18 protein-coding genes are annotated in these 18738 nt (G+C 68.7%); 17 read left to right on the top strand and 1 reads right to left on the bottom strand.

Annotation, left to right across the window (positions count from 1 at the left end; all coding sequences use genetic code 11):
• Positions 1–120 precede the first annotated feature (120 nt).
• From ACFX43_RS08380 to ACFX43_RS08355, 6 genes are all read left to right on the top strand, one after another.
• The gene (locus ACFX43_RS08380; protein ID WP_378819357.1) at positions 121–1563 is read left to right on the top strand and encodes an NAD(P)/FAD-dependent oxidoreductase; all 1443 of its coding nucleotides are present in this window, start codon (positions 121–123) and stop codon (positions 1561–1563) included.
• Positions 1564–1707: 144 nt separating this feature from the next.
• A complete protein-coding gene (locus ACFX43_RS08375) occupies positions 1708–2547 on the top strand; it encodes an alpha/beta fold hydrolase (RefSeq protein WP_378819355.1) in 840 nt (279 codons plus the stop codon).
• On the top strand, positions 2544–3455 hold the full coding sequence (locus tag ACFX43_RS08370) for a metal-dependent hydrolase (RefSeq protein ID WP_378819353.1): 912 nt from the start codon (positions 2544–2546) through the stop codon (positions 3453–3455). The genes ACFX43_RS08375 and ACFX43_RS08370 overlap by 4 nt, the downstream gene beginning before the upstream one ends.
• Positions 3452–4528, top strand: a complete 1077-nt coding sequence (locus ACFX43_RS08365) for a PDR/VanB family oxidoreductase (protein ID WP_378819350.1) — start codon at positions 3452–3454, stop codon at positions 4526–4528. The genes ACFX43_RS08370 and ACFX43_RS08365 overlap by 4 nt, the downstream gene beginning before the upstream one ends.
• Before the next feature lie 60 nt (positions 4529–4588).
• A complete protein-coding gene (locus tag ACFX43_RS08360; protein WP_378819347.1) occupies positions 4589–5122 on the top strand; it encodes a GNAT family N-acetyltransferase in 534 nt (177 codons plus the stop codon).
• A 34-nt stretch (positions 5123–5156) separates the two neighbouring features.
• Positions 5157–5435 (top strand): hypothetical protein, encoded by a 279-nt coding sequence (locus tag ACFX43_RS08355; RefSeq protein WP_378819344.1) that lies wholly within the window; start codon positions 5157–5159, stop codon positions 5433–5435.
• A 6-nt stretch (positions 5436–5441) separates the two neighbouring features.
• Here ACFX43_RS08355 and ACFX43_RS08350 read toward each other — a convergent pair whose 3' ends face one another.
• Positions 5442–6212 carry an IclR family transcriptional regulator gene (locus ACFX43_RS08350; RefSeq protein ID WP_378819342.1) on the bottom strand — a complete coding sequence of 257 codons (771 nt, stop codon included), beginning with the start codon at positions 6210–6212 and terminating at the stop codon, positions 5442–5444.
• Between the two features lie 69 nt (positions 6213–6281).
• Here ACFX43_RS08350 and ACFX43_RS08345 point away from each other — a divergent pair, with 69 nt between their 5' ends.
• The 11 genes from ACFX43_RS08345 (at position 6282) to ACFX43_RS08295 (ending at position 18700) form a co-directional block, all read left to right on the top strand.
• Positions 6282–7085 (top strand): 2-keto-4-pentenoate hydratase, encoded by an 804-nt coding sequence (locus ACFX43_RS08345; RefSeq protein ID WP_378819339.1) that lies wholly within the window; start codon positions 6282–6284, stop codon positions 7083–7085.
• Between the two features lie 5 nt (positions 7086–7090).
• Positions 7091–8065, top strand: a complete 975-nt coding sequence (locus tag ACFX43_RS08340) for an acetaldehyde dehydrogenase (acetylating) (RefSeq protein WP_378840794.1) — start codon at positions 7091–7093, stop codon at positions 8063–8065.
• Positions 8062–9087, top strand: a complete 1026-nt coding sequence (gene dmpG, locus ACFX43_RS08335) for a 4-hydroxy-2-oxovalerate aldolase (protein WP_378819337.1) — start codon at positions 8062–8064, stop codon at positions 9085–9087. Before ACFX43_RS08340 ends, dmpG begins: the two co-directional genes overlap by 4 nt.
• Before the next feature lie 78 nt (positions 9088–9165).
• Complete coding sequence (locus ACFX43_RS08330; RefSeq protein WP_378819334.1) at positions 9166–9510, top strand: helix-turn-helix domain-containing protein; 345 nt, start codon at positions 9166–9168, stop codon at positions 9508–9510.
• On the top strand, positions 9494–10738 hold the full coding sequence (locus ACFX43_RS08325; RefSeq protein ID WP_378819331.1) for a type II toxin-antitoxin system HipA family toxin: 1245 nt from the start codon (positions 9494–9496) through the stop codon (positions 10736–10738). The genes ACFX43_RS08330 and ACFX43_RS08325 overlap by 17 nt, the downstream gene beginning before the upstream one ends.
• Positions 10739–10780: 42 nt before the next feature.
• Entirely contained in the window at positions 10781–11194 is a 414-nt protein-coding gene (locus tag ACFX43_RS08320) for a DoxX family protein (protein ID WP_378819329.1), read from the top strand.
• On the top strand, positions 11191–12252 hold the full coding sequence (gene mgrA / locus ACFX43_RS08315; RefSeq protein WP_378819326.1) for an L-glyceraldehyde 3-phosphate reductase: 1062 nt from the start codon (positions 11191–11193) through the stop codon (positions 12250–12252). The genes ACFX43_RS08320 and mgrA overlap by 4 nt, the downstream gene beginning before the upstream one ends.
• Before the next feature lie 106 nt (positions 12253–12358).
• Positions 12359–13969 (top strand): AbgT family transporter, encoded by a 1611-nt coding sequence (locus ACFX43_RS08310; RefSeq protein ID WP_378819324.1) that lies wholly within the window; start codon positions 12359–12361, stop codon positions 13967–13969.
• A gap of 19 nt (positions 13970–13988) precedes the next feature.
• A complete protein-coding gene (locus ACFX43_RS08305) occupies positions 13989–15464 on the top strand; it encodes an amidase (protein ID WP_378819321.1) in 1476 nt (491 codons plus the stop codon).
• A 67-nt stretch (positions 15465–15531) separates the two neighbouring features.
• A complete protein-coding gene (locus ACFX43_RS08300) occupies positions 15532–17355 on the top strand; it encodes a serine hydrolase (protein WP_378819319.1) in 1824 nt (607 codons plus the stop codon).
• A gap of 25 nt (positions 17356–17380) precedes the next feature.
• The gene (locus ACFX43_RS08295) at positions 17381–18700 is read left to right on the top strand and encodes a M20 family metallopeptidase (protein ID WP_378819317.1); all 1320 of its coding nucleotides are present in this window, start codon (positions 17381–17383) and stop codon (positions 18698–18700) included.
• Positions 18701–18738: the final 38 nt, after the last annotated feature.

Genomic DNA, 18738 nt, shown 5'->3' with positions numbered 1-18738 from the left:
TGCGACTGCCCGGCAACTGTGACGAAGTAGTCGCGCCCGGGAATGAACAGATCCGCCGCGATGGTTCAGAATATGAGGTGGAACGTTCAAAAGATCTCGTTTGAGGTAGGGGATTAGTCAATGTCAGCGGACCAGGCAAAGCACCGGGTCGTCATCATCGGTTCCGGTTTCGGGGGTCTTTTCTCCGCGAAGGCGTTCAAGGGCCGCGACGACGTCGAGGTGACCTTGATCGCGAAGACGACCCATCACCTGTTCCAGCCGCTGCTCTACCAGGTGGCGACCGGGATCCTCTCGCAGGGCGAGATCGCCCCGCCGACCCGAGACATCCTGCACCGGCAGAAGAACGCCAGAGTGCTGCTCGGCGAGGTGACCGAGATCGACACCGAGTCCAAGCAGGTCAAGGCGCAGATTCTCAACCAGGAGATCAACGTCGAGTACGACTCGCTGATCGTCGCTGCCGGCGCCGGGCAGTCCTACTTCGGCAACGACCACTTCGCCGAGTTCGCCCCCGGCATGAAGTCGATCGACGACGCGCTCGAGCTGCGCGGGCGTATCTTCGGTGCCTTCGAGATCGCCGAGCTGACCGCCTCGCGCGGCGAGCCGATCGGCGACCTGCTCACCTTCGTCGTCGTGGGTGCCGGCCCGACCGGTGTGGAGATGGCCGGCCAGATCGCTGAGCTGTCCCACCGCGTACTCAAGAACGACTTCACCCACATCTCCTCGGAGAAGGCGCGAGTCGTGCTCGTCGACGCAGCGCCGCAGGTGCTGCCGCCGTTCGGGGAGAAGCTCGGCGCCAAGGCGGAGAAGGCGCTGGAGAAGGCCGGTGTCGAGGTCATCCTCGGCGCGATGGTCACGCACGTCGACGAGTTCGGCATCGAGATGAAGTTCAAGGACGGCAGGACCGAGCGGATCGGCTCGATCGCGAAGATCTGGGCCGCCGGCGTCCAGGCCTCCGAGCTGGGCAAGACACTCGCGAAGCAGACCGGCGCTGAGCTCGACCGGGCAGGTCGGATCTCCGTCAACCCCGACCTGACCTTGCCGGGTCACCCCGAGATCTTCGTGGTCGGCGACATGATCAGCCTCGACCACCTTCCCGGTGTGGCGCAGGTCGCGATCCAGGGCGGCAAGCACTCGGCCAAGACGATCAAGGCCCGTCTGAAGAACAAGCCGGAGCCCGGCAACTTCAAGTACTTCGACAAGGGCTCGATGGCCACCATCTCCCGCTTCAACGCGGTCCTGATGATGGGCAGCTTCAAGCTCTCCGGCGTCCTCGCCTGGTTCGGCTGGCTGCTGGTTCACCTGGCCTACATGACCGGGTTCCGCAACCGGCTCACCGCGACCCTGCACTGGATGATGTCGTTCATCGGCAAGGACCGCTCCGAGCGCACCACCACCATGCAGCAGATCTTCGCCCGGGAGGCGCTCGAACGTGTCCCAGGCGGGATGGCCGCGCTCATCGACGACCCTGCCGAGGTCGCTCTGCAGGTCGAACGCCGCCGCAAGGAGCTCGAGGAGCAAGCCGCCGAGGAGTCGCGCCTGGCCGACTCCCACAGCGCCTCGTAGCCACCGCTTCCTGACCGACCCGCCGCCGACCGTGTCTGCGGCGGGTCGGTCCGTTTCCGCCATCCAGGATCCGTGCTTGCTATTGTTCGCGGACACGGTGTCTCATTAAACTGCTGATGAGATGCCTGCGACGGAGGAGGACGCGTGACCGAGGTGACCAAGAGGGTGGTCGACACCACCGACGGGCTTACGCTCGCTGTCTACGAGCAGGGGCCGGCCGATGCCGAGACCGTGGTGCTCGTCCACGGCTACCCCGACAACCACTCCGTCTGGGACGGGGTCGCAAAGGTGCTCGCCGAGCGCTTCCACGTCGTCGCCTATGACGTACGCGGCACGGGGGAGTCGGGGGTTCCGGACTCGACCGCCGGCTACCGCCTGGCGCAGCTCTCGGCAGACTTCAAGGCGGTCATCGACGCCGTCTCACCCGACGCGCCGGTGCACGTCGCGGCGCACGACTGGGGCTCGATCCAGACCTGGGAGTCGGTGACCGATCCGGCGCTGAGCAGCCGGATCGCGACGTACGTGTCGATCTCGGGGCCCGACCTCGGGATGGCGACCACCTGGCTGCGCGAGCGGACCCACCTGGGGAGCTCGCTGCGGCAGCTGGCCCACTCCTGGTACGTCTTCGCCTTCCAGCTGCCGCTGCTGCCCGAGGCGATGGTGCGCTCGGGGCTGCTCGCCAAGTTCGTCGGTGGCGAGGAGCGGCCGACGAAGGACCAGGTCAACGGTGTCGAGCTCTACCGGGCCAACTTCCTCGGCAAGCTGCTCCGTCCGTCGCCACGGTCGACGGAGGTGCCGGTGCTGGTGATCGCCCCACGTGACGACGACTACGTGACGGTGCCGCTGCAGACGGAGGCACCCCGGGCGTACGCGACGTCGCTGGTCACCCAGGTCATCGACGGCGGACACTGGGTGGTGGCCGCGGATCCGGAGCTGGTCGCGGGCGAGATCGCGGCCTTCATCGAGAAGGAGGGTGTGCGATGAGCAAGGAGAGCAAGCGCGGGCACGAGCCGGCCAAGGTGGCCCTCCACCCGCGGAACGTGAAGTTCGACTGGAGCAAGCTGCCGCTGGTGTGGATCCCAGGCGAGGTCTTCGCCTCCCACTACGTCAACGTGCTGCATCTGCTGCTGCCCGAGGGCGAGCGGTGGTTCGTCAAGGTGTTCTCCGAGATCCTGCCGCTGATCGAGGACGACCAGCTGCGCGAGGACGTGATCGGCTTCATCGGCCAGGAGGGCGTGCACGCCGCCGCCCACCAGGAGGTGCAGGACTACTTCACCGACAACGGTCTCGACGTACGTCCGTTCGCGGCCGAGATCGAGGCCCTGTTCCGCAAGATCCTGGGCGACCGCGACCTGACCGGCCGGGCCAAGGAGGAGTGGCTGATCGAGCGCGCCGCGATCATCGCGGGCCTCGAGCACCTCACCGCCGTGCTCGGCAACTGGGTCCTCAACTCGCCCGCGCTCGACGAGGCCGGCGCCGACGAGACGATGCTCGACCTGCTGCGCTGGCACGGCGCCGAGGAGGTCGAGCACCGCAACGTGGCCTACGACGTCTTCCAGCATGTCGACGGGCGCTACGTCCGTCGGGTTCGCTCGTACCTGCTCGGCGGCACCGCCCTGCTCGTCCTGTGGTGGCGAGGTGCCGGCTACCTGATGAAGAACGATCCGACCGAGCCCGATCCGGCGAAGCGACCGAAGGCGGGGCTGATCAAGCTGATCGACGCCGAGCGCCGCGGGCTGGTGCCGGGCGTCGTACGCATCGGGTGGGCGACCTGGAAGTTCTTCCTGCCCAACTATGACCCGTCCAAGGAGGGCTCGACCGCCCAAGCGGTGAGCTACCTGGCCAAGTCGCCGGCGGCGTTGCGAGCCGACGCCATCGCGGAGGCGCAGTGACCGGCCCCGCCCACTACGCCGTCCCGGACATCCCCGACTCGCGGCTCTACCGGGGCTTCGAGGCGATCGTCGGGGGCTACTGGACCAAGGCCGCCTACCGATCCTGGCGGCGCCGCAAGCCGCTCGGCAGGATCGACCGCGACCTGCACGTACGCGTCAGCCGGATCGACGAGGAGGGCCTCGACGTCAAGGCGATCTGGTTCGAGCGTGAGGACGGCACCGATCTGCCGTCCTGGGACCCGGGCGCGCACGTCGACGTGGTGCTGCCCAGCGGCCGGCTGCGGCAGTACTCGCTCAACTCCGACCCCGACGACCTCTCCGCCTACCGGATCAGCGTGCGGCGGATCGAGCCGACCGCGGGCGGAGGCGGCGGCTCCGTCGAGGCGCACTTCCTCGCCGTCGGCGACCGGCTCGTCCTGAAGGGGCCGCGCAACGCCTTCCCGTTCGTCGACTCGTCCGCCGGCTACCTCTTCGTCGCGGGTGGCATCGGGATCACCCCGATCCTGCCGATGCTGCGCGACGTGGTCCGGCGGGGTGTGCCGTACGAGTTCGTCTACACCGGCCGCTCGCGCGAGACGATGCCGTTCCTCGCTGAGATCCGGGAGATCGTCGGCGACCACGAGATCCAGCTGTGGCCAGACGACGAAATGGGCGTCCCGGACGCGGCCAAGATCATCTCGCTGGCGCCGGAGGGCGCTGCGCTCTACTGCTGCGGGCCGATGCCGATGATCGACGCGATCCGCGCGCAGATCCCCGATCCGCAGATCGACACGCTGCACTACGAGCGGTTCTCCCCACCGCCCGTGCTCGGCGGCCGCCCGTTCCGGGTACGCCTCGGGGACTCCGACGTCGACGTGGAGGTGGGCGCCGAGGAGTCGGCGTTGACGGCGGTCCGCCGCGTGCGGCCGACCCAGGCGTACTCCTGTCAGCAGGGGTTCTGTGGCACCTGCCGGGTGCGGGTGCTGGAGGGTGAGGTCGAGCATCGCGACCACGCGCTGGCCGACTACGAGCGCGAGGGTCACATGATCCTGTGCGTCTCGCGTGCGAAGGGGACCGTGGTGATCGACGGCTGATACCCGTCGTTCTGCGATATCGGTTTGTTCCGGCGGGCCGTTGACTGGTCTGCTTGCGACATGACAGCACTTGCCCTTCCCTCGCTCGATCTCTACGACTCCTGGGCGGCGTCCGTCGCCGAGTTCGGCGGGGCTCATGTCGACGGCGCCGCCATCCCCGACGAGGAGGCCGCCGACGTGAGCCGCGAGGCGTGCGAGCGGCTGGTCGCGAAGACCGCGCGGGACAGGAACCTCATGATCCCGCCGCCCGCCGGGAGGGTGCACGCCTCGTCCTTCTGGATCACCGACGACGGCCAGGTCGTCGGGTTCATCCAGCTTCGGCACGAGCTCAACGAGTTCCTCGAGAACGTGGGTGGGCACATCGGCTACTCGGTGCGGCCCTCGTCTCGTCGTCAGGGGCACGCCCGGCGAGCGTTGGGTCTGGTGCTCGACGAGGCCCGGGCGCTGGGTCTCGAGCGCGTCCTGATCACCTGTGACGAGGACAACGGTGCCTCGGCGCGCACGATCGAGTCCCAGAGCGGTGAGCTCCAGGACGTCATCGACGCGGCTGCGTACGGCTACGGCCTCACCCGGCGCTACTGGGTGAAGCTATGAGCGAGCGCCAGCGAGCGACCATCGAGGCGGCCGCGTGAACGAGGAGGGCGTCGCGACCGAGGGGGAGGTGGAGTGGGCGCTGGCCGGTGACCCCGCCGCGCCTGCCGATCAGGTCGAGGAGGTGCTGACGGCGCTGCGCAGCACCGGACGTACGCCCGGGGTGGGTGTCGATGTGCTGCGCGCCGCTGCCTTCCGGCTCGTCTCGGAGGACAGGCTCGACGAGGTCGGCCGGGGGTGGCTGGAGCTCCTCGACGCCGTTCGAGCGCATCCGGACGCGAGGTTGGCCGACCTGCCGCCGGCACGCACGGACTGACCCGCGTCAGCTGGACAGGGAGCGGCGGCGACTCGCCAGGCTGGAGAGGCCCTGAGCCGCGGCCCGGACGATGGTCACGTGGGCCTCGGGGCGGAAGCGGCCCACCGGGCCGGTGACGCTGATCGCGGCGATCGCCTTGTCGCCGCCCTCGGCGAGGACCGGGGCCGCGATGCACTGCAGCCCGGCGGCTGACTCCTCGCGCTCGAAGGCGACGCCGTTCTCGAGCACGGCGGCGAGCTGTCGCTCCAGCAGGCCAGGCGCCACGATCGTGTGAGGCGTACGCCGCTCGAGGGGGCTGCTGAGGACCTCCTGCTGCACCTCGGGATCTGCGTACGCGAGCAGGACCTTGCCGATCGCTGTGCAGTGGACCGGCATCCGGCCGCCCGGCCGGGAGGGTGACTTGGCCTGGCGGTGGCCGCCGATCTTGGCGACGTAGACGACGTCGTGGCCCTCGCGTACGCCCAGGTGGACGGTCTCGTGGGTGCGCTCGTAGAGGTCCTGGAGGAACGGCATCGCCAGCTCCAGGAGCGAGCGCTCGACCGAGGCCCGCATGCCGAGCTCGAAGAGGCCGCCGGAGAGGCGGTAGCCGAGGTTGGTGCGGTCCAGGAGGCGGTTGGTGACCAGGTCACCGGCGACCCGGTGGGCGGTCGCCTTCGGGAGTCCGGTGCGGCGTACGAGCTCGGCCAGCGAGAGCACCTGATCGTCGACCGTGAAGGCCCGCAGGATGGTCACCGCCTTGCCGAGCACGGTGTCGAGATCGGCAGGCTGGTGCGGCATGAGATCACCGTACCGGTCAGCGGGACGCCTACCCCGCTTCTTTCGCCCGTCTGCTGAGACCGTGGGGATATGAACGAAGTGACCTCCCCGTCCGATGCTGCCGTCGATGCCGCGGCAGAACGGCTGCTGACCGCCTCGGCGACGGGCACCCCCGTGCCGCCGATGCGGGACCTGCTGGACGCGACCGACCTGAAGACGGCGTACGCGATCCAGGAGCGCCTGACCGCCACCCGGCTCGCCGGCGGGGCGAAGATCGTGGGCCGCAAGATCGGGCTCACGTCCAAGGCGGTGCAGGAGCAGATCGGCGTGGATACCCCCGACTTCGGTGTGCTCTTCGACGACATGGCCCACCCCGACGGGGGAGTGATCCCCGCCGACGCGATCCTGCAGCCGCGGGCCGAGGCCGAGATCGCCTTCGTGCTCGCCGCCGACCTGGCCGAGGGTGACCTCTCCTACGGCCAGGTCCGGGAGGCCATCGACTACGCCGTTGCCGCGATCGAGATCTGCGGCAGCCGGATCGCCGACTGGAAGATCGCCTTCGGTGACACCGTCGCGGACAACGCCTCCGCTGGTGCCTACGTCCTCGGGACCGAGCGCCGGCGGCTGGACGAGTTCGAGCCCAAGGACGTCTCGATGTCGATGTCGATCGACGACGAGGAGGTCTCGACCGGGACCGGGGCGGCGTGCCTGGGCGACCCCGTCAACGCCGTCCAGTGGCTGGCTCGCTACGCGCGCGACTTCGGGGAGCCGCTGCGCGCCGGCCAGCTCATCCTCTCCGGCGCGCTCGGGCCGATGCGGCCGATCGGCCCGGGCAACACCGTTCGTTCCACCGTGTCGGGCCTCGGCTCGGTGGCCTTCAGCGTAGGGAAGTGACCTCCATGCCAGCGGAAAGCACAGCCAAGACCAAAGTGGCGATCATCGGGTCGGGCAACATCGGCACTGACCTGATGATCAAGGTGATGCGTACGTCGCAGCACCTGGAGATGGGCGCGATGGTCGGGATCGACCCGTCCTCCGATGGGCTCGCCCGGGCGGAGCGGTTCGGTTTCGCGACGACCGCCGACGGGGTCGAGGGGCTGATCGGGCTGCCGGGGTTCGACGACATCGAGATCGTCTTCGACGCGACCTCGGCCAAGGCGCACGTCGCCAACGCGGCCGCGCTGGAGCCCTACGGGAAGCGGCTGATCGACCTCACCCCCGCGGCGATCGGGCCGTACGTCATCCCGGCCGTCAACATCGATGAGCACATCGACGCCCCGAACGTGAACATGGTGACCTGCGGCGGGCAGGCGACGATCCCGATCGTGGCTGCGGTCGCTCGGGTGGTGCCGGTCGCCTACGGCGAGATCGTCGCCTCGATCTCCTCGCGCTCCGCCGGTCCCGGCACCCGGGCCAACATCGACGAGTTCACCGAGACCACCTCGGGCGCGATCGTGCAGGTCGGTGGCGCCAAGCGCGGCAAGGCGATCATCATCCTGAACCCGGCCGAGCCGCCGCTGATCATGCGCGACACCGTCTACGCGCTGGTCGAGGGCGGGTCGCGCTCCCTGGAGGAGCTGACTGCGGAGATCACCGAGTCGGTCGAGAAGATGGTCGGTGACGTCGCTGCGTACGTCCCCGGCTACCGGCTCAAGCAGAAGGTGCAGGTGCAGGAGATCCCCTCGGATCAGCCGGTGGAGACGCTGCTGGCCGAGGGTGAGACGACCCGGCCCACCCATCAGGTGTCGGTGTTCCTCGAGGTCGAGGGCGCCGCGCACTACCTCCCTGCGTACGCAGGGAACCTCGACATCATGACCTCGGCCGCATTGCAGATGGCCGAGCGCATCGCCGCTTCCAAGGAGGCCGCCAAGTGAGCACGCCCATCTACGTCCAAGAGGTCTCGCTGCGCGACGGCATGCATGCCGTACGCCACCGGATCACGCCCGAGGACGTCAAGCGGATCGTCATCGCCGCCGACGAGGCCGGCGTCGATGCCATCGAGGTCGCCCACGGCGACGGCCTGACCGGCGGCTCGGTCAACTACGGCCCCGGCTCCAACAGCGACTGGGAGTGGATCGAAGCCGCGGCCTCGGTCATCAAGAACGCCCGCCTGACGACCCTGCTGCTTCCCGGCGTCGGCACCATCCACGACCTCGAGCGGGCCTACGACCTGGGTGTCCGCTCGGTCCGGGTCGCGACCCACTGCACCGAGGCCGACGTGTCGGCCCAGCACATCGCCGCCGCGCGCGAGATGGGCATGGACGTCTCGGGCTTCCTGATGCTCTCCCACATGGCCCCGCCCGAGCAGCTCGCCGAGCAGGCCAAGCTGATGGAGTCCTACGGCGCGCACTGCGTCTATGTCACCGACTCCGGCGGCCGCCTGACGATGAACGACGTACGCGACCGGGTCCGCGCCTACCGATCCGTGCTCGATGACGAGACCGAGATCGGCATCCACGCCCACGAGAACCTGTCGCTGTCGGTGGCCAACTCGGTCGTCGCCGTCGAGAACGGCGTCTACCGCGTCGACGCCTCCCTCGCCGGTCACGGCGCCGGCGCCGGCAACTGTCCGATCGAGGCGTTCATCGCGGTCGCCAACCTGTCGGGCTTCAAGCACAACTGCGACCTGTTCAAGCTCCAGGACGCCGCCGACGACATCGTCCGCCCGCTCCAGGACCGCCCCGTACGCGTCGACCGCGAGACCCTCACTATGGGCTACGCCGGCGTCTACTCGTCCTTCCTCCGCCACGCCGAGAACGCGAGCGCCCGCTACGGCGTCGACACCCGCGACATCCTCATGGAGTGCGGACGCCGGGGACTGGTGGGCGGTCAGGAGGACATGATCGTCGACATCTGCCTCACGAAGCTTGAAGAGCGGGACGCTGCCGGCGCCTGATCAGCCTTTAACTCGAAGATCGCAGTCACCAGGTGGCTGCGATCTTCGAGTTTGTCACGGTGGTTCAGGCTGCCAAGGGTGCCGTCATGCGGGTATCAGGAAATCACGATACCGTTGTGTTATCGCGATTTCGCGATACTCTGGATCTATCGTGAAATCGCGATGGAAGGAGCGATCGAGATGAGTCGTGCGCGATTGCGGGCGCCGGCCGACTTCGGGCTGGCGGTTCAGCAGGCAAGGTTGGCTAGCGGGATGACGCAGACGGAGCTGGCGGATACGGTCGGAGTGCCGCAGAGCACGGTCAGTGACGTCGAATCGGGCAAGTCGACGATCTATGTGCGCCGCCTGCTCGACATGATGCGCGCAACCGGAGTCGAGCTGACCGCCACCTGGGAGGACGAGCGCGATGCGTCTCGCCGTTGAGCTCTACGGCACGGTCGTCGGCGAGCTGACCGGCCAGCCTGCGACGTACGACTTCGTCCCGAGCAGTGACGGAGTCGATCGTTTCGGCGCGAACAGCTCCGTGCTCTCGGTGGCGGTTCCGCTCGTCGCCGTGTCACGCAAACATCAGGCCTCGCGGCGCCGCAACTGGTTCGCTGAGCTGCTGCCCGAGGGCGACCAGTACGACTACATGCTGCGTCAGGCGGGGCTGCGTCGCGGGGACACCTTGGGTTTCCTCGCTCGCTACGGTCGTGATGTCGCGGGAGCGCTCCAGATCTGGGATCTCGATGACCCGACGGAGCCGAAGACGCCTTCGCTTCAACCGGTCGGCGATGTCGGAATCCGGCAACTGCTCGAGGATCCGGTCGGTGCGCCGCTGGCCAACGAGCCGTTGCTCGGGAAGTCGTCTCTCGCGGGCGTGCAGCCGAAGGTCGTTCTGGTTCGTCAGGACGGTGGTTGGGCGCAGGCACTGGGCGGTCATCCGACGACCCACATCCTCAAGCCGCGGCTGGACCGGCGTCCGAGCGTGATCTTCGACGAGGAGTACGGCGCCCGGATCTCGCGAGCGCTCGGGCTGGCCCGTCACGACGCCTGGATCGACGACTTCGACGGTCTGCCGACTCTGGTCATCGAGCGCTTCGACCGCTCGGCCGCCGGTCGGATCCATCAAGAGGACTTCAGCCAGGCGCTGGGAGCCTCGGGTGATCAGAAATACCAGGAATACGGCGGTCTGGTGAGCCTGCGTCGTATCGCCGACACGCTCCAGCGGACCACGCAGTCGGCTGACATGGTGACCCTCGCGCAGATGGCCGTGCTCGCGGTCGCCGTCGGCAACCTCGACATGCACGCCAAGAACCTTGGCATCCTCCATCCACTCGACAACGAGCCCCGCCTAGCGCCCGCCTACGACGTCGTACCCCAGACCCACATCGCCGACATCGACGGGAAGATGGCTCTCGCCGTCAACGGGACCTACCGCCACGCCGGTCTCACGACGGCTGATCTGGTCGCCGAGATCACGACGTGGGGCGTACGTCGTGCCGACTCCATCGTGGCCGAATGCCTTGCGGACATCGCGGATGTGGTCGGGAAAGAGGACCCGCTGGAGGGTGCGCACCCGAGGCTCCACCAAGACATCACGAGCTTCGTAAGAAATCTCCGCAACGGCGATCCAGCAGGCCGATCCGGGAGTCCTGGGGTCACTGGGTGACTGCCCGGCTCCCACGTTGGGCGAGCGTGACAGAGTCGTCCCGTGAGCACTGAATCTTCTTCTTCGCGGCTCGATCTGCCGCTGGCCGGGTTGGCCGCATTGTTCCTCGGGTCGGGGACCCTGCATCTGGTGAGGCCGCAGGTCTTCGAGCCGATCGTGCCGTCGGCGCTGCCGGATGCGCGCAAGGTGGTCGAGGTCTCCGGGGTCGCGGAGATCGTCTGCGGGCTGGGGCTGCTGCACCCGAAGACCCGTCGGATCGCGGGGCTCGCGAGTGCCGCGCTGCTGGTGGGTGTGTTCCCGGCCAACGTGCAGATGAGCGTCGATGCGGGGAAGCGGGCGAACCGGAAGCGGACCCCCAAGTCGGCCGGGTTCTTCGCTGGTACGGTCGCGCGGCTGCCGCTGCAGTGGCCGATGATCAAGGTGGCGCTGCGCGCCGGAAAGGGGATCGGCGCATGACGTACGTTCCTTCGGAGTCCCGCTACGACGCGATGCAGTATCGGCGGACCGGGCACAGCGGCCTGGATCTGCCCGCGGTCAGCCTCGGGCTGTGGCACAACTTCGGTGACGACCTGGCGTTCGAGCGGCAGCGGGCGATCCTGCGTACGGCCTTCGACGCGGGCATCACCCACTTCGACCTGGCCAACAACTACGGCCCGCCCTACGGGTCTGCCGAGGAGAACTTCGGCCGCCATCTGCGCGAGGACTTCGCCGGGCTGCGCGACGAGCTGGTGATCTCGACCAAGGCCGGCTGGGACATGTGGCCGGGGCCGTACGGCAAGATCGGCGGCTCGCGGAAGTACCTGATCTCCAGCCTCGACCAGTCCCTGAAGCGGATGGGGCTCGACTACGTCGACATCTACTACCACCACCGCCCCGACCCCAGCACGCCGCTGGAGGAGACGATGGGCGCCCTCGACCAGATCGTGCGGTCCGGGAAGGCGCTCTACGTCGGACTGAGCTCCTACTCCTCGGCGCTGACCCGTGAGGCGGCGGCGATCCTGCGCGACCTCGGTACGCCGCTGCTGATCCACCAGCCGTCCTACTCCATCCTCAACCGCTGGCTCGAGACCGATGGCCTGCTGGACACGCTCGACGAGGTCGGGGCCGGTGCGATCTCCTTCTCGCCGCTGGCGCAGGGGCTGCTGACGAACAAGTACCTCGGTGGTGGTGGCATCCCGGAGGACTCGCGCGCTGCCAAGGCCCGCTTCCTGACCCCGGAGGCACTCACGCCCGAGACGCTCGCCGGCATCGAGTCGCTCAACGCCCTCGCCGTCGACCGTGGCCAGACGCTCGCTCAGATGGCGCTCGCCTGGGCGCTGCGCGATCCGCGGATGACCTCGGTCGTCATCGGCGCCTCTCGCCCCGAGCAGGTCACCGACTGCATCGGCGCGCTCTCCGGCCCCGAGCTCACGACCGAGGAGCTGACCAGGATCGACGAGTACGCCGCCTCCACCGGCATCGACCTGTGGAAGCGCGACCGGGTCGAGGGTGACTACCGGGAGATCTTCAACTGACCAACGGCCCCACCAAATCGCGCCGGCCCGAGATGCTGATTTGTTAGCGTCGCGGGGCCTTCGTTGTTGCAGGCGAACCCACGCTCCGACTCGGTAGGAGAGCTGTATGTCCGCAACCACTGAACCGAACGCATCGACGCGAGGCGACCGGGTGCTCGCCTGGGTCGAGAGGACCGGCAACAAGCTGCCGGACCCGTTCATCCTGTTCCTGATCCTGTTCCTGGTCGTCGGGGTGATCTCGACACTCCTGGCCGCCATGGACACCCAGGTGACCCTCCCCGGCGCCGACGAGCCGCTCGTGATCAACGGGCTCTTCACGGCCGAGGGGCTGACCTGGCTCACGGTCAACATCGGCGCGAACTTCATCGGGTTCCCGCCGCTGCTGACCGTGGTGACGATCCTGCTCGCCGTGACGGTCGCAGAGCGGACGGGGCTGCTCGCGGCGGGGATCCGCCTCACCCTGGCCTCCGCGCCGCGGTGGCTGCTGCCGTACGCCCTCGGGGTCGTCGGCGTCACCGCGAGCGTGATGGCGGACGCGTCGATGATCGTCATCCCGCCGCTGGCCGCCGCGGTGTTCAAGGCCGCCGGCAGGCACCCGATGGCGGGCCTTGTCGGTGGGTTCGCAGCCACCGGCGCCGGTTACTCGACCAGCCTGGTGGTGACCAGCCTGGACGCGCTCTTCTCCGGGATCACCAACTCGGTGACCGCGACGCTCCCCGACCCGGGCGCCGCGGTGACGCCGGTCTCCAACTACTACTTCAACGTCGCCTCGGCGATCGTGCTCGCGCTGGTCGCCGGCTTCATCATCGACCGGGTCCTCGAGCCGAGGATGGTCCGTCAGAACGTCCCGACCGACGAGGTCGAAGGCGACGCGGACGACCGCTTCCAGAGCAACGACGAAGAGGTCGCCGCGGCCCTGAGGAGCCACCGACAGCCGCTGGATGCCCAGCTCACGCCGCAGGAGCGCAAGGCGCTCCGGGCGGCGATCGCGACCGGCACGGTCCTGGCGGTCGCGATGGTCCTGGCAGTGCTCCCGCAGGGCTCGCCCTGGCGCAACGACGACGGGAACTTCCTGCCGGAGTCCGCGCTGATGGACTCGATCGTCTTCATCACCTTCGTGCTCTTCCTCGCCCCGGGGATCGTCTACGGATTCGTCGCGGGCACCCTCGAGACCGCCGCCGACGTGCCGAAGGTGATGGGTGAGGGCATCAAGGAGATGGCACCGTTCCTGGTGCTGGCGTTCATGCTCGGACAGTTCATCGCGCTGTTCAACTGGTCCAACGTCGGTCCCGCGCTCGCCAAGGTCGGCGCCGACGGGCTGCAGGCCACCGGCCTTACCGGCTTCCCGGTGATCATCGGCTTCATCATCCTGTGCTCGATCCTGAACCTGTTCATCATCAGCGGATCTTCGATGTACACGATCATGGGTGCGGTCTTCGTGCCGATGTTCGCGCTGATCGGCTTCGAGCCTGGCTTCACCCAGGCCGCCTTCCGCATCGGCGACAGTGCGACCCAGGTGATCACGCCGATGAACCCCTACATGTTCGTCGTGCTGATGATGATCAGAAAGTACGAACCGGCAGCAGGTCTCGGCACCCTGATCTCCCGCACCCTCCCGTTCGTGATCCCGTTCTGGGTCGCCTGGCTGCTGGTGCTGACGGTCTTCTACTTCGGTGGGCTCGACGTCGGGCCGGGAGTCAGCCCACGGATGGACTGAAATGCCCTAGCCTGCGCTCATGCGGGTCGATGAGTATCTGACGTACGACGCCACCGGGCTGGCGCAGCTGGTCGCTGCCAAGGAGGTGACCGCGGCCGAGGTCCTGGCCGCGGCGCGGGAACGGGCGGCGGCGGTGAATCCGCGGATCAACGCGATCGTCGCGGACATCCCCGAGGCCGACGCCCAGGTCTCCGGCGACGGCCCGAGCGGGCCGTTCGCCGGGGTGCCGTTCTTGGTGAAGGACCTGGCTCAGGAGTATCAGGGGCACCCGACGACCTACGGCTCGCGGTCGCTCGTCGACGACGTCGCCGAGGAGCACTCCTACTTCACCCAGAGTGCCCTGGACGCGGGCCTGGTGATCTTCGGCAAGACGAACACCCCGGAGTTCGGGTCGAAGGGGATCACCGAGCCGGAGCTGTTCGGCGCCGCGCGCAACCCGTGGAACACGGACCACACGCCCGGCGGCTCCTCGGGTGGCTCCGGGGCCGCGGTCGGCGCCGGGATCGTCCCAGCCGCCGGCGCCAACGACGGCGGCGGGTCCATCCGGATCCCGGCTGCCTGCAACGGCCTGGTCGGTCTGAAGACCACCCGCGGGCTGCTGCCGCTGGGCCCGCAGAGCCTGGATGCGTCCAACGGCTTCGTCGTCCAGGGCGTGGTGACCCGCACGGTCCGCGACGCGGCCGGGCTCTACGACGCGCTCATCGGTGACCAGCCGATGGCGATGATCCACGCGCCGCACCCCGGCGCGGCCTTCTCCGAGGCCATCGCGACCGCGCCGCGCAAGCTCCGGATCGGGTTCACCTCGACGTCCTCGATCACCGCGCCCGACCCGGAGGCGATCGCGGCCGTCGAGGATGCGGCCAAGGCCCTCGAAGCGCTCGGCCACGACGTCGAGGAGGTCGAGGCGCCCTACGACGCCGCCGAGCTCGGCCGCGACTTCCTCACCATCTGGTTCGCCTCCGCCGCTGCCGAGGTCGCCGAGGCCAAGCTCCGCGTCGGAGCCAAGAACGCCGACTTCGAGGCCGACACCCTGGCCGTGGCCGAGCTCGGCCGGGCCGGGGGAGTGGTCGCCGTCGAGCTTGCGCACATCAACCGCCGCAACCACGTACGCCGCCTCAGCGCGTTCCACGAGACGTACGACCTGCTGCTGACTCCGACGTTGGCGAAGCCGCCGCTGAAGGTCGGGCAGCTGACCACGCCCAAGGCGCTCCAGACCGCGGCACGGGTGCTGCACAAGGTGCACGGCGGACGGGTCATGCGCGCGACCGGGATGATCGACCAGCTGGTCGCCGAGAACCTCGGCTGGGTGCCCTACACCCAGCTCGCCAACATCACCGGACGCCCGGCGATCTCGGTGCCGACCTACCGGACCGCCACCGGACTGCCGCTGGGCATCCAGCTCTCCGGCCAGCTCGGCGACGACGGCCTGCTGCTGCAGGTCGCAGCTCAGCTGGAGCAGACGAAGCCGTGGGCGGAGCACTGGCCGACGCTCTGAGACCTGCGCCGTGAAAGAAAATTTCCTTTCACGCACGAAGCTCGCGCCGGAGCGGCAGTATCGGGGTATGACACCGTCTCCGGACATGCTCATGACCTCTCGGCGCACGCTTCTCGGCGGCACCCTGGGCGGAGTCGCGATGACTCTCCTCGGCGGTGCCGCGGTGGCCTCGACCCCGGAGGACCCCACCAAGGCGATCAGGGCGCTGGCCTCGCTGGCCGGCCAGCCACCGACGATCACGCCGGACGAGCTGACCTTCACCCCGCGCACCGTCCTGCGTCCCGGCCATGCCCGCCAGGTCGGCCTCGACCCGGCGCAGATCGCGAGGATCCGCACCGAGCTGACCCGGTTCCTCGAGCCGACGACGGAGAACCCTGCCCACCCCCTGTACGCAGGGGCCACCGCGATCGCGGTCAAGGACGGCGTCATCGTCGCCCACGAGAGCGTGGGCAAGGCGCTCCGATACGGCCTCGACGGCACCACCGTCGTCGAGCTCCCGGCCGATCAGCAGGTCGCGGCCGGGCTGGACACGATGTGGGACATCGCCTCGATGTCGAAGCTCCTCACCACGACCGCGATCCTCCAGCTGATGGAGCAGGGCAGCCTCGACCTCGAGGCGCCGGTGGTCACCTACCTGCCGGAGTTCGCGTCGCACGGCAAGGACGCGATCCTCGTACGCCATCTCCTCACCCACGTCTCCGGCCTGCTCGCCGGCCCGTCGCCGTCGCTGTGGGCGGGCTACGACACCTATGACGAGCGCGTTGCGGCGATCATGGACACGACGCCGACGCACGCGCCCGAGCAGATCTACCGCTACTCCGACATCAACCTGATCACCCTCGGGCTCCTGGTCGAGCGGGTCTCGGGGAAGAAGCTCGATGTCTACGTCCGCGACCACATCACCGAGCCGCTCGGAATGCGCGACACCATGTACAACCCGCCCGCCGACCGCCTCGACCGTGTCGCCGCGACCGAGTACCAGCCCTGGGCGGGACGCCCGATGATCCGTGGCGAGGTGCACGACGAGAACGCCTGGGCGCTCGGTGGCGTCGCCGGTCACGCGGGCGTCTTCTCGACCGCGGCCGACATGGCCAGGTTCGGCCAGATGTACCTCAACGGCGGCGTCTACAACGGCACCAGGATCCTGAAGGAGGACACGGTCAGGCTGTCGCTGCGCGACTACACCGGAGCCCGGTTCACCAGCTCTCGTGGCCTCGGCTGGGAGCTCGCCACGACCTGGTACCACGGCCCGATCTGGTCCCCGGTCTCCTTCGGTCACACCGGCTACACCGGCACCAGCATCGTGATGGACCCGATCGGCCACCAGCTCGTCGTGCTCATGACCAACCGCGTCCACCCCAGCCGCGACTGGGGCAGCAACAACCCCTCCCGACGCGCCGTCTCCGACGCGCTCGGCATGGCCTCGGCGGTCCGGCCGGCGAGGGGACGTACGTCGTGGTTCTCGGGTCGCACGAACGCGAAGAAGGCGACGCTCGACGTGCCGCTCGCGGCCACCGACGGCGCGAAGGTCCGCTTCGACTACTACTTCGACACCGAGCCACGCTTCGACTTCGGCCGGCTGCAGTACTCCACCGACGGCACCACCTTCAGCCCGCTGCCCTGGACGCTCGAGGGTGGTGACTGGAGCTGGGAGACCAGCGAGGCGGTCAACGGCTACGGCGGCCGCCGATGGCTGTGCGGCCGCGCCGAGCTCCCGGACGGCACGACCACGGTGCGGTGGACCTACGAGACCGACTCGTCCTCCCAGGGTCGCGGAATCTACGTCGACGGCATCGTGGTGAGCCAGGGGCGGCGTACGTCGTTCGACTCCTCCCGACCCGCCGACGAGGCACGCATCGTCGCCGACGGCTGGGCCCTCAGCGATCGATGACACATCACCGATAGCCTCTGGCCACATGAGCCAGCCGCAGCAGCCGAACCCGTTCCTGGTCAACCAGCTCCGCGACGAAACAGACGCCAAGGCGCTCATCACGAAGGCCGCCGAGTCGACCTCGGCGGGTGCGCCGAAGGGGATCCTGGACGCGATCCGCGACAAGCTCGTGGACCTGGGACCCGAGCTGGTAGCGGTCTCCCACGACCTCGCGGAGCACCCGGAGACCGGCTTCGAGGAGCACCGGAGCTCGGCCGGTCTGGCCGAGTTCGTCGAGGCTCACGGCATCGAGGTCGCGCGTGGTGCCTACGGCCTGCCGACCGCCCTGTACGCCTCGGCGGGTGGCACCAAGGAGGGTCCGACGATCGCGGTGCTCTCCGAGTACGACGCGCTCCCCGGCATCGGTCACGGCTGCGGCCACAACCTGATCGCCACGGTCGGCGTGGGCGCGTTCCTGGCGATCGCGAGCGTGATCGACAAGCTCGGTGGCCGCGTGATCTGGCTCGGCACCCCGGCCGAGGAGGGCGGCGGCGGCAAGGAGCTGATGGCGCAGAAGGGCGCCTTCGACGGCGTCGACGCGGCGATCATGGTCCACCCGTTCACCTACGACAGCTCCGAGCCGGTCTTCCTGGGCCGGAGGCAGCTGAAGGTGACGTATGTGGGGGTGCCGGCGCACGCCTCGATCCAGCCGTTCATGGGGCGCAACGCCCTGGACGCGGCCAACCTGCTCTACACCGGCGTCGCGCTCAACCGGCAGCAGATGCCGCCGACCGACCGGGTGCACGCGATCATCACCGACGGCGGCCTGCGCCCCAACGTGATCCCGGAGCACGCCTCGATCGAGTTCTACGTACGCTCCACCTACCCGGAGACGCTCAAGATCCTCTCCCAGCGGCTCGAGGAGATGGCGATGGGCGCGGCGCTGATGACTGGCTGCGGTGTCGAGTTCAGCTGGGACACGTCGCCGGTCTACCTGCCGATCCGCAACAACAGCGGACTGGCGCAGGCGTGGAACCGTCGCTACCAGGAGCGCAACCACACCGTCCTCGCGCCCGGCGTCGTCCCTGACCTGCTCGCCGGCTCCACCGACTTCGGCAACGTCTCCTTCCGGGTCCCCGGCCTGCATGCGATGGTCAAGATCGCCGAGCCCGACGTGTCGCTGCACAGCCGCGAGTTCGCCGCTGCCGCGGTCACGCCGTACGCCGACGAGGTGCTCGTCGATGCCGCCTACGGCCTCGCCGGGGTGGCTGCCGACTACCTCTCCGACGCGAAACTGCGGGAGACGGTCCGCGACGAGTTCGAGGAGGCCGGCGGGGCGGTGGACGTTACCGAATTTTTTGGCTGAAGCGGAGCCCGAAGCAAAAATTTGCCACTGATTAACGG

Origin of the sequence: Nocardioides sp. YIM B13467, assembly GCF_042788075.1 — a bacterium.
Classification (GTDB): Bacteria; Actinomycetota; Actinomycetes; order Propionibacteriales; family Nocardioidaceae; genus Nocardioides.
The sequence above is the reverse complement of the archived record's forward strand: the minus strand, read 5'-3'. Positions and strand labels throughout refer to the sequence as shown.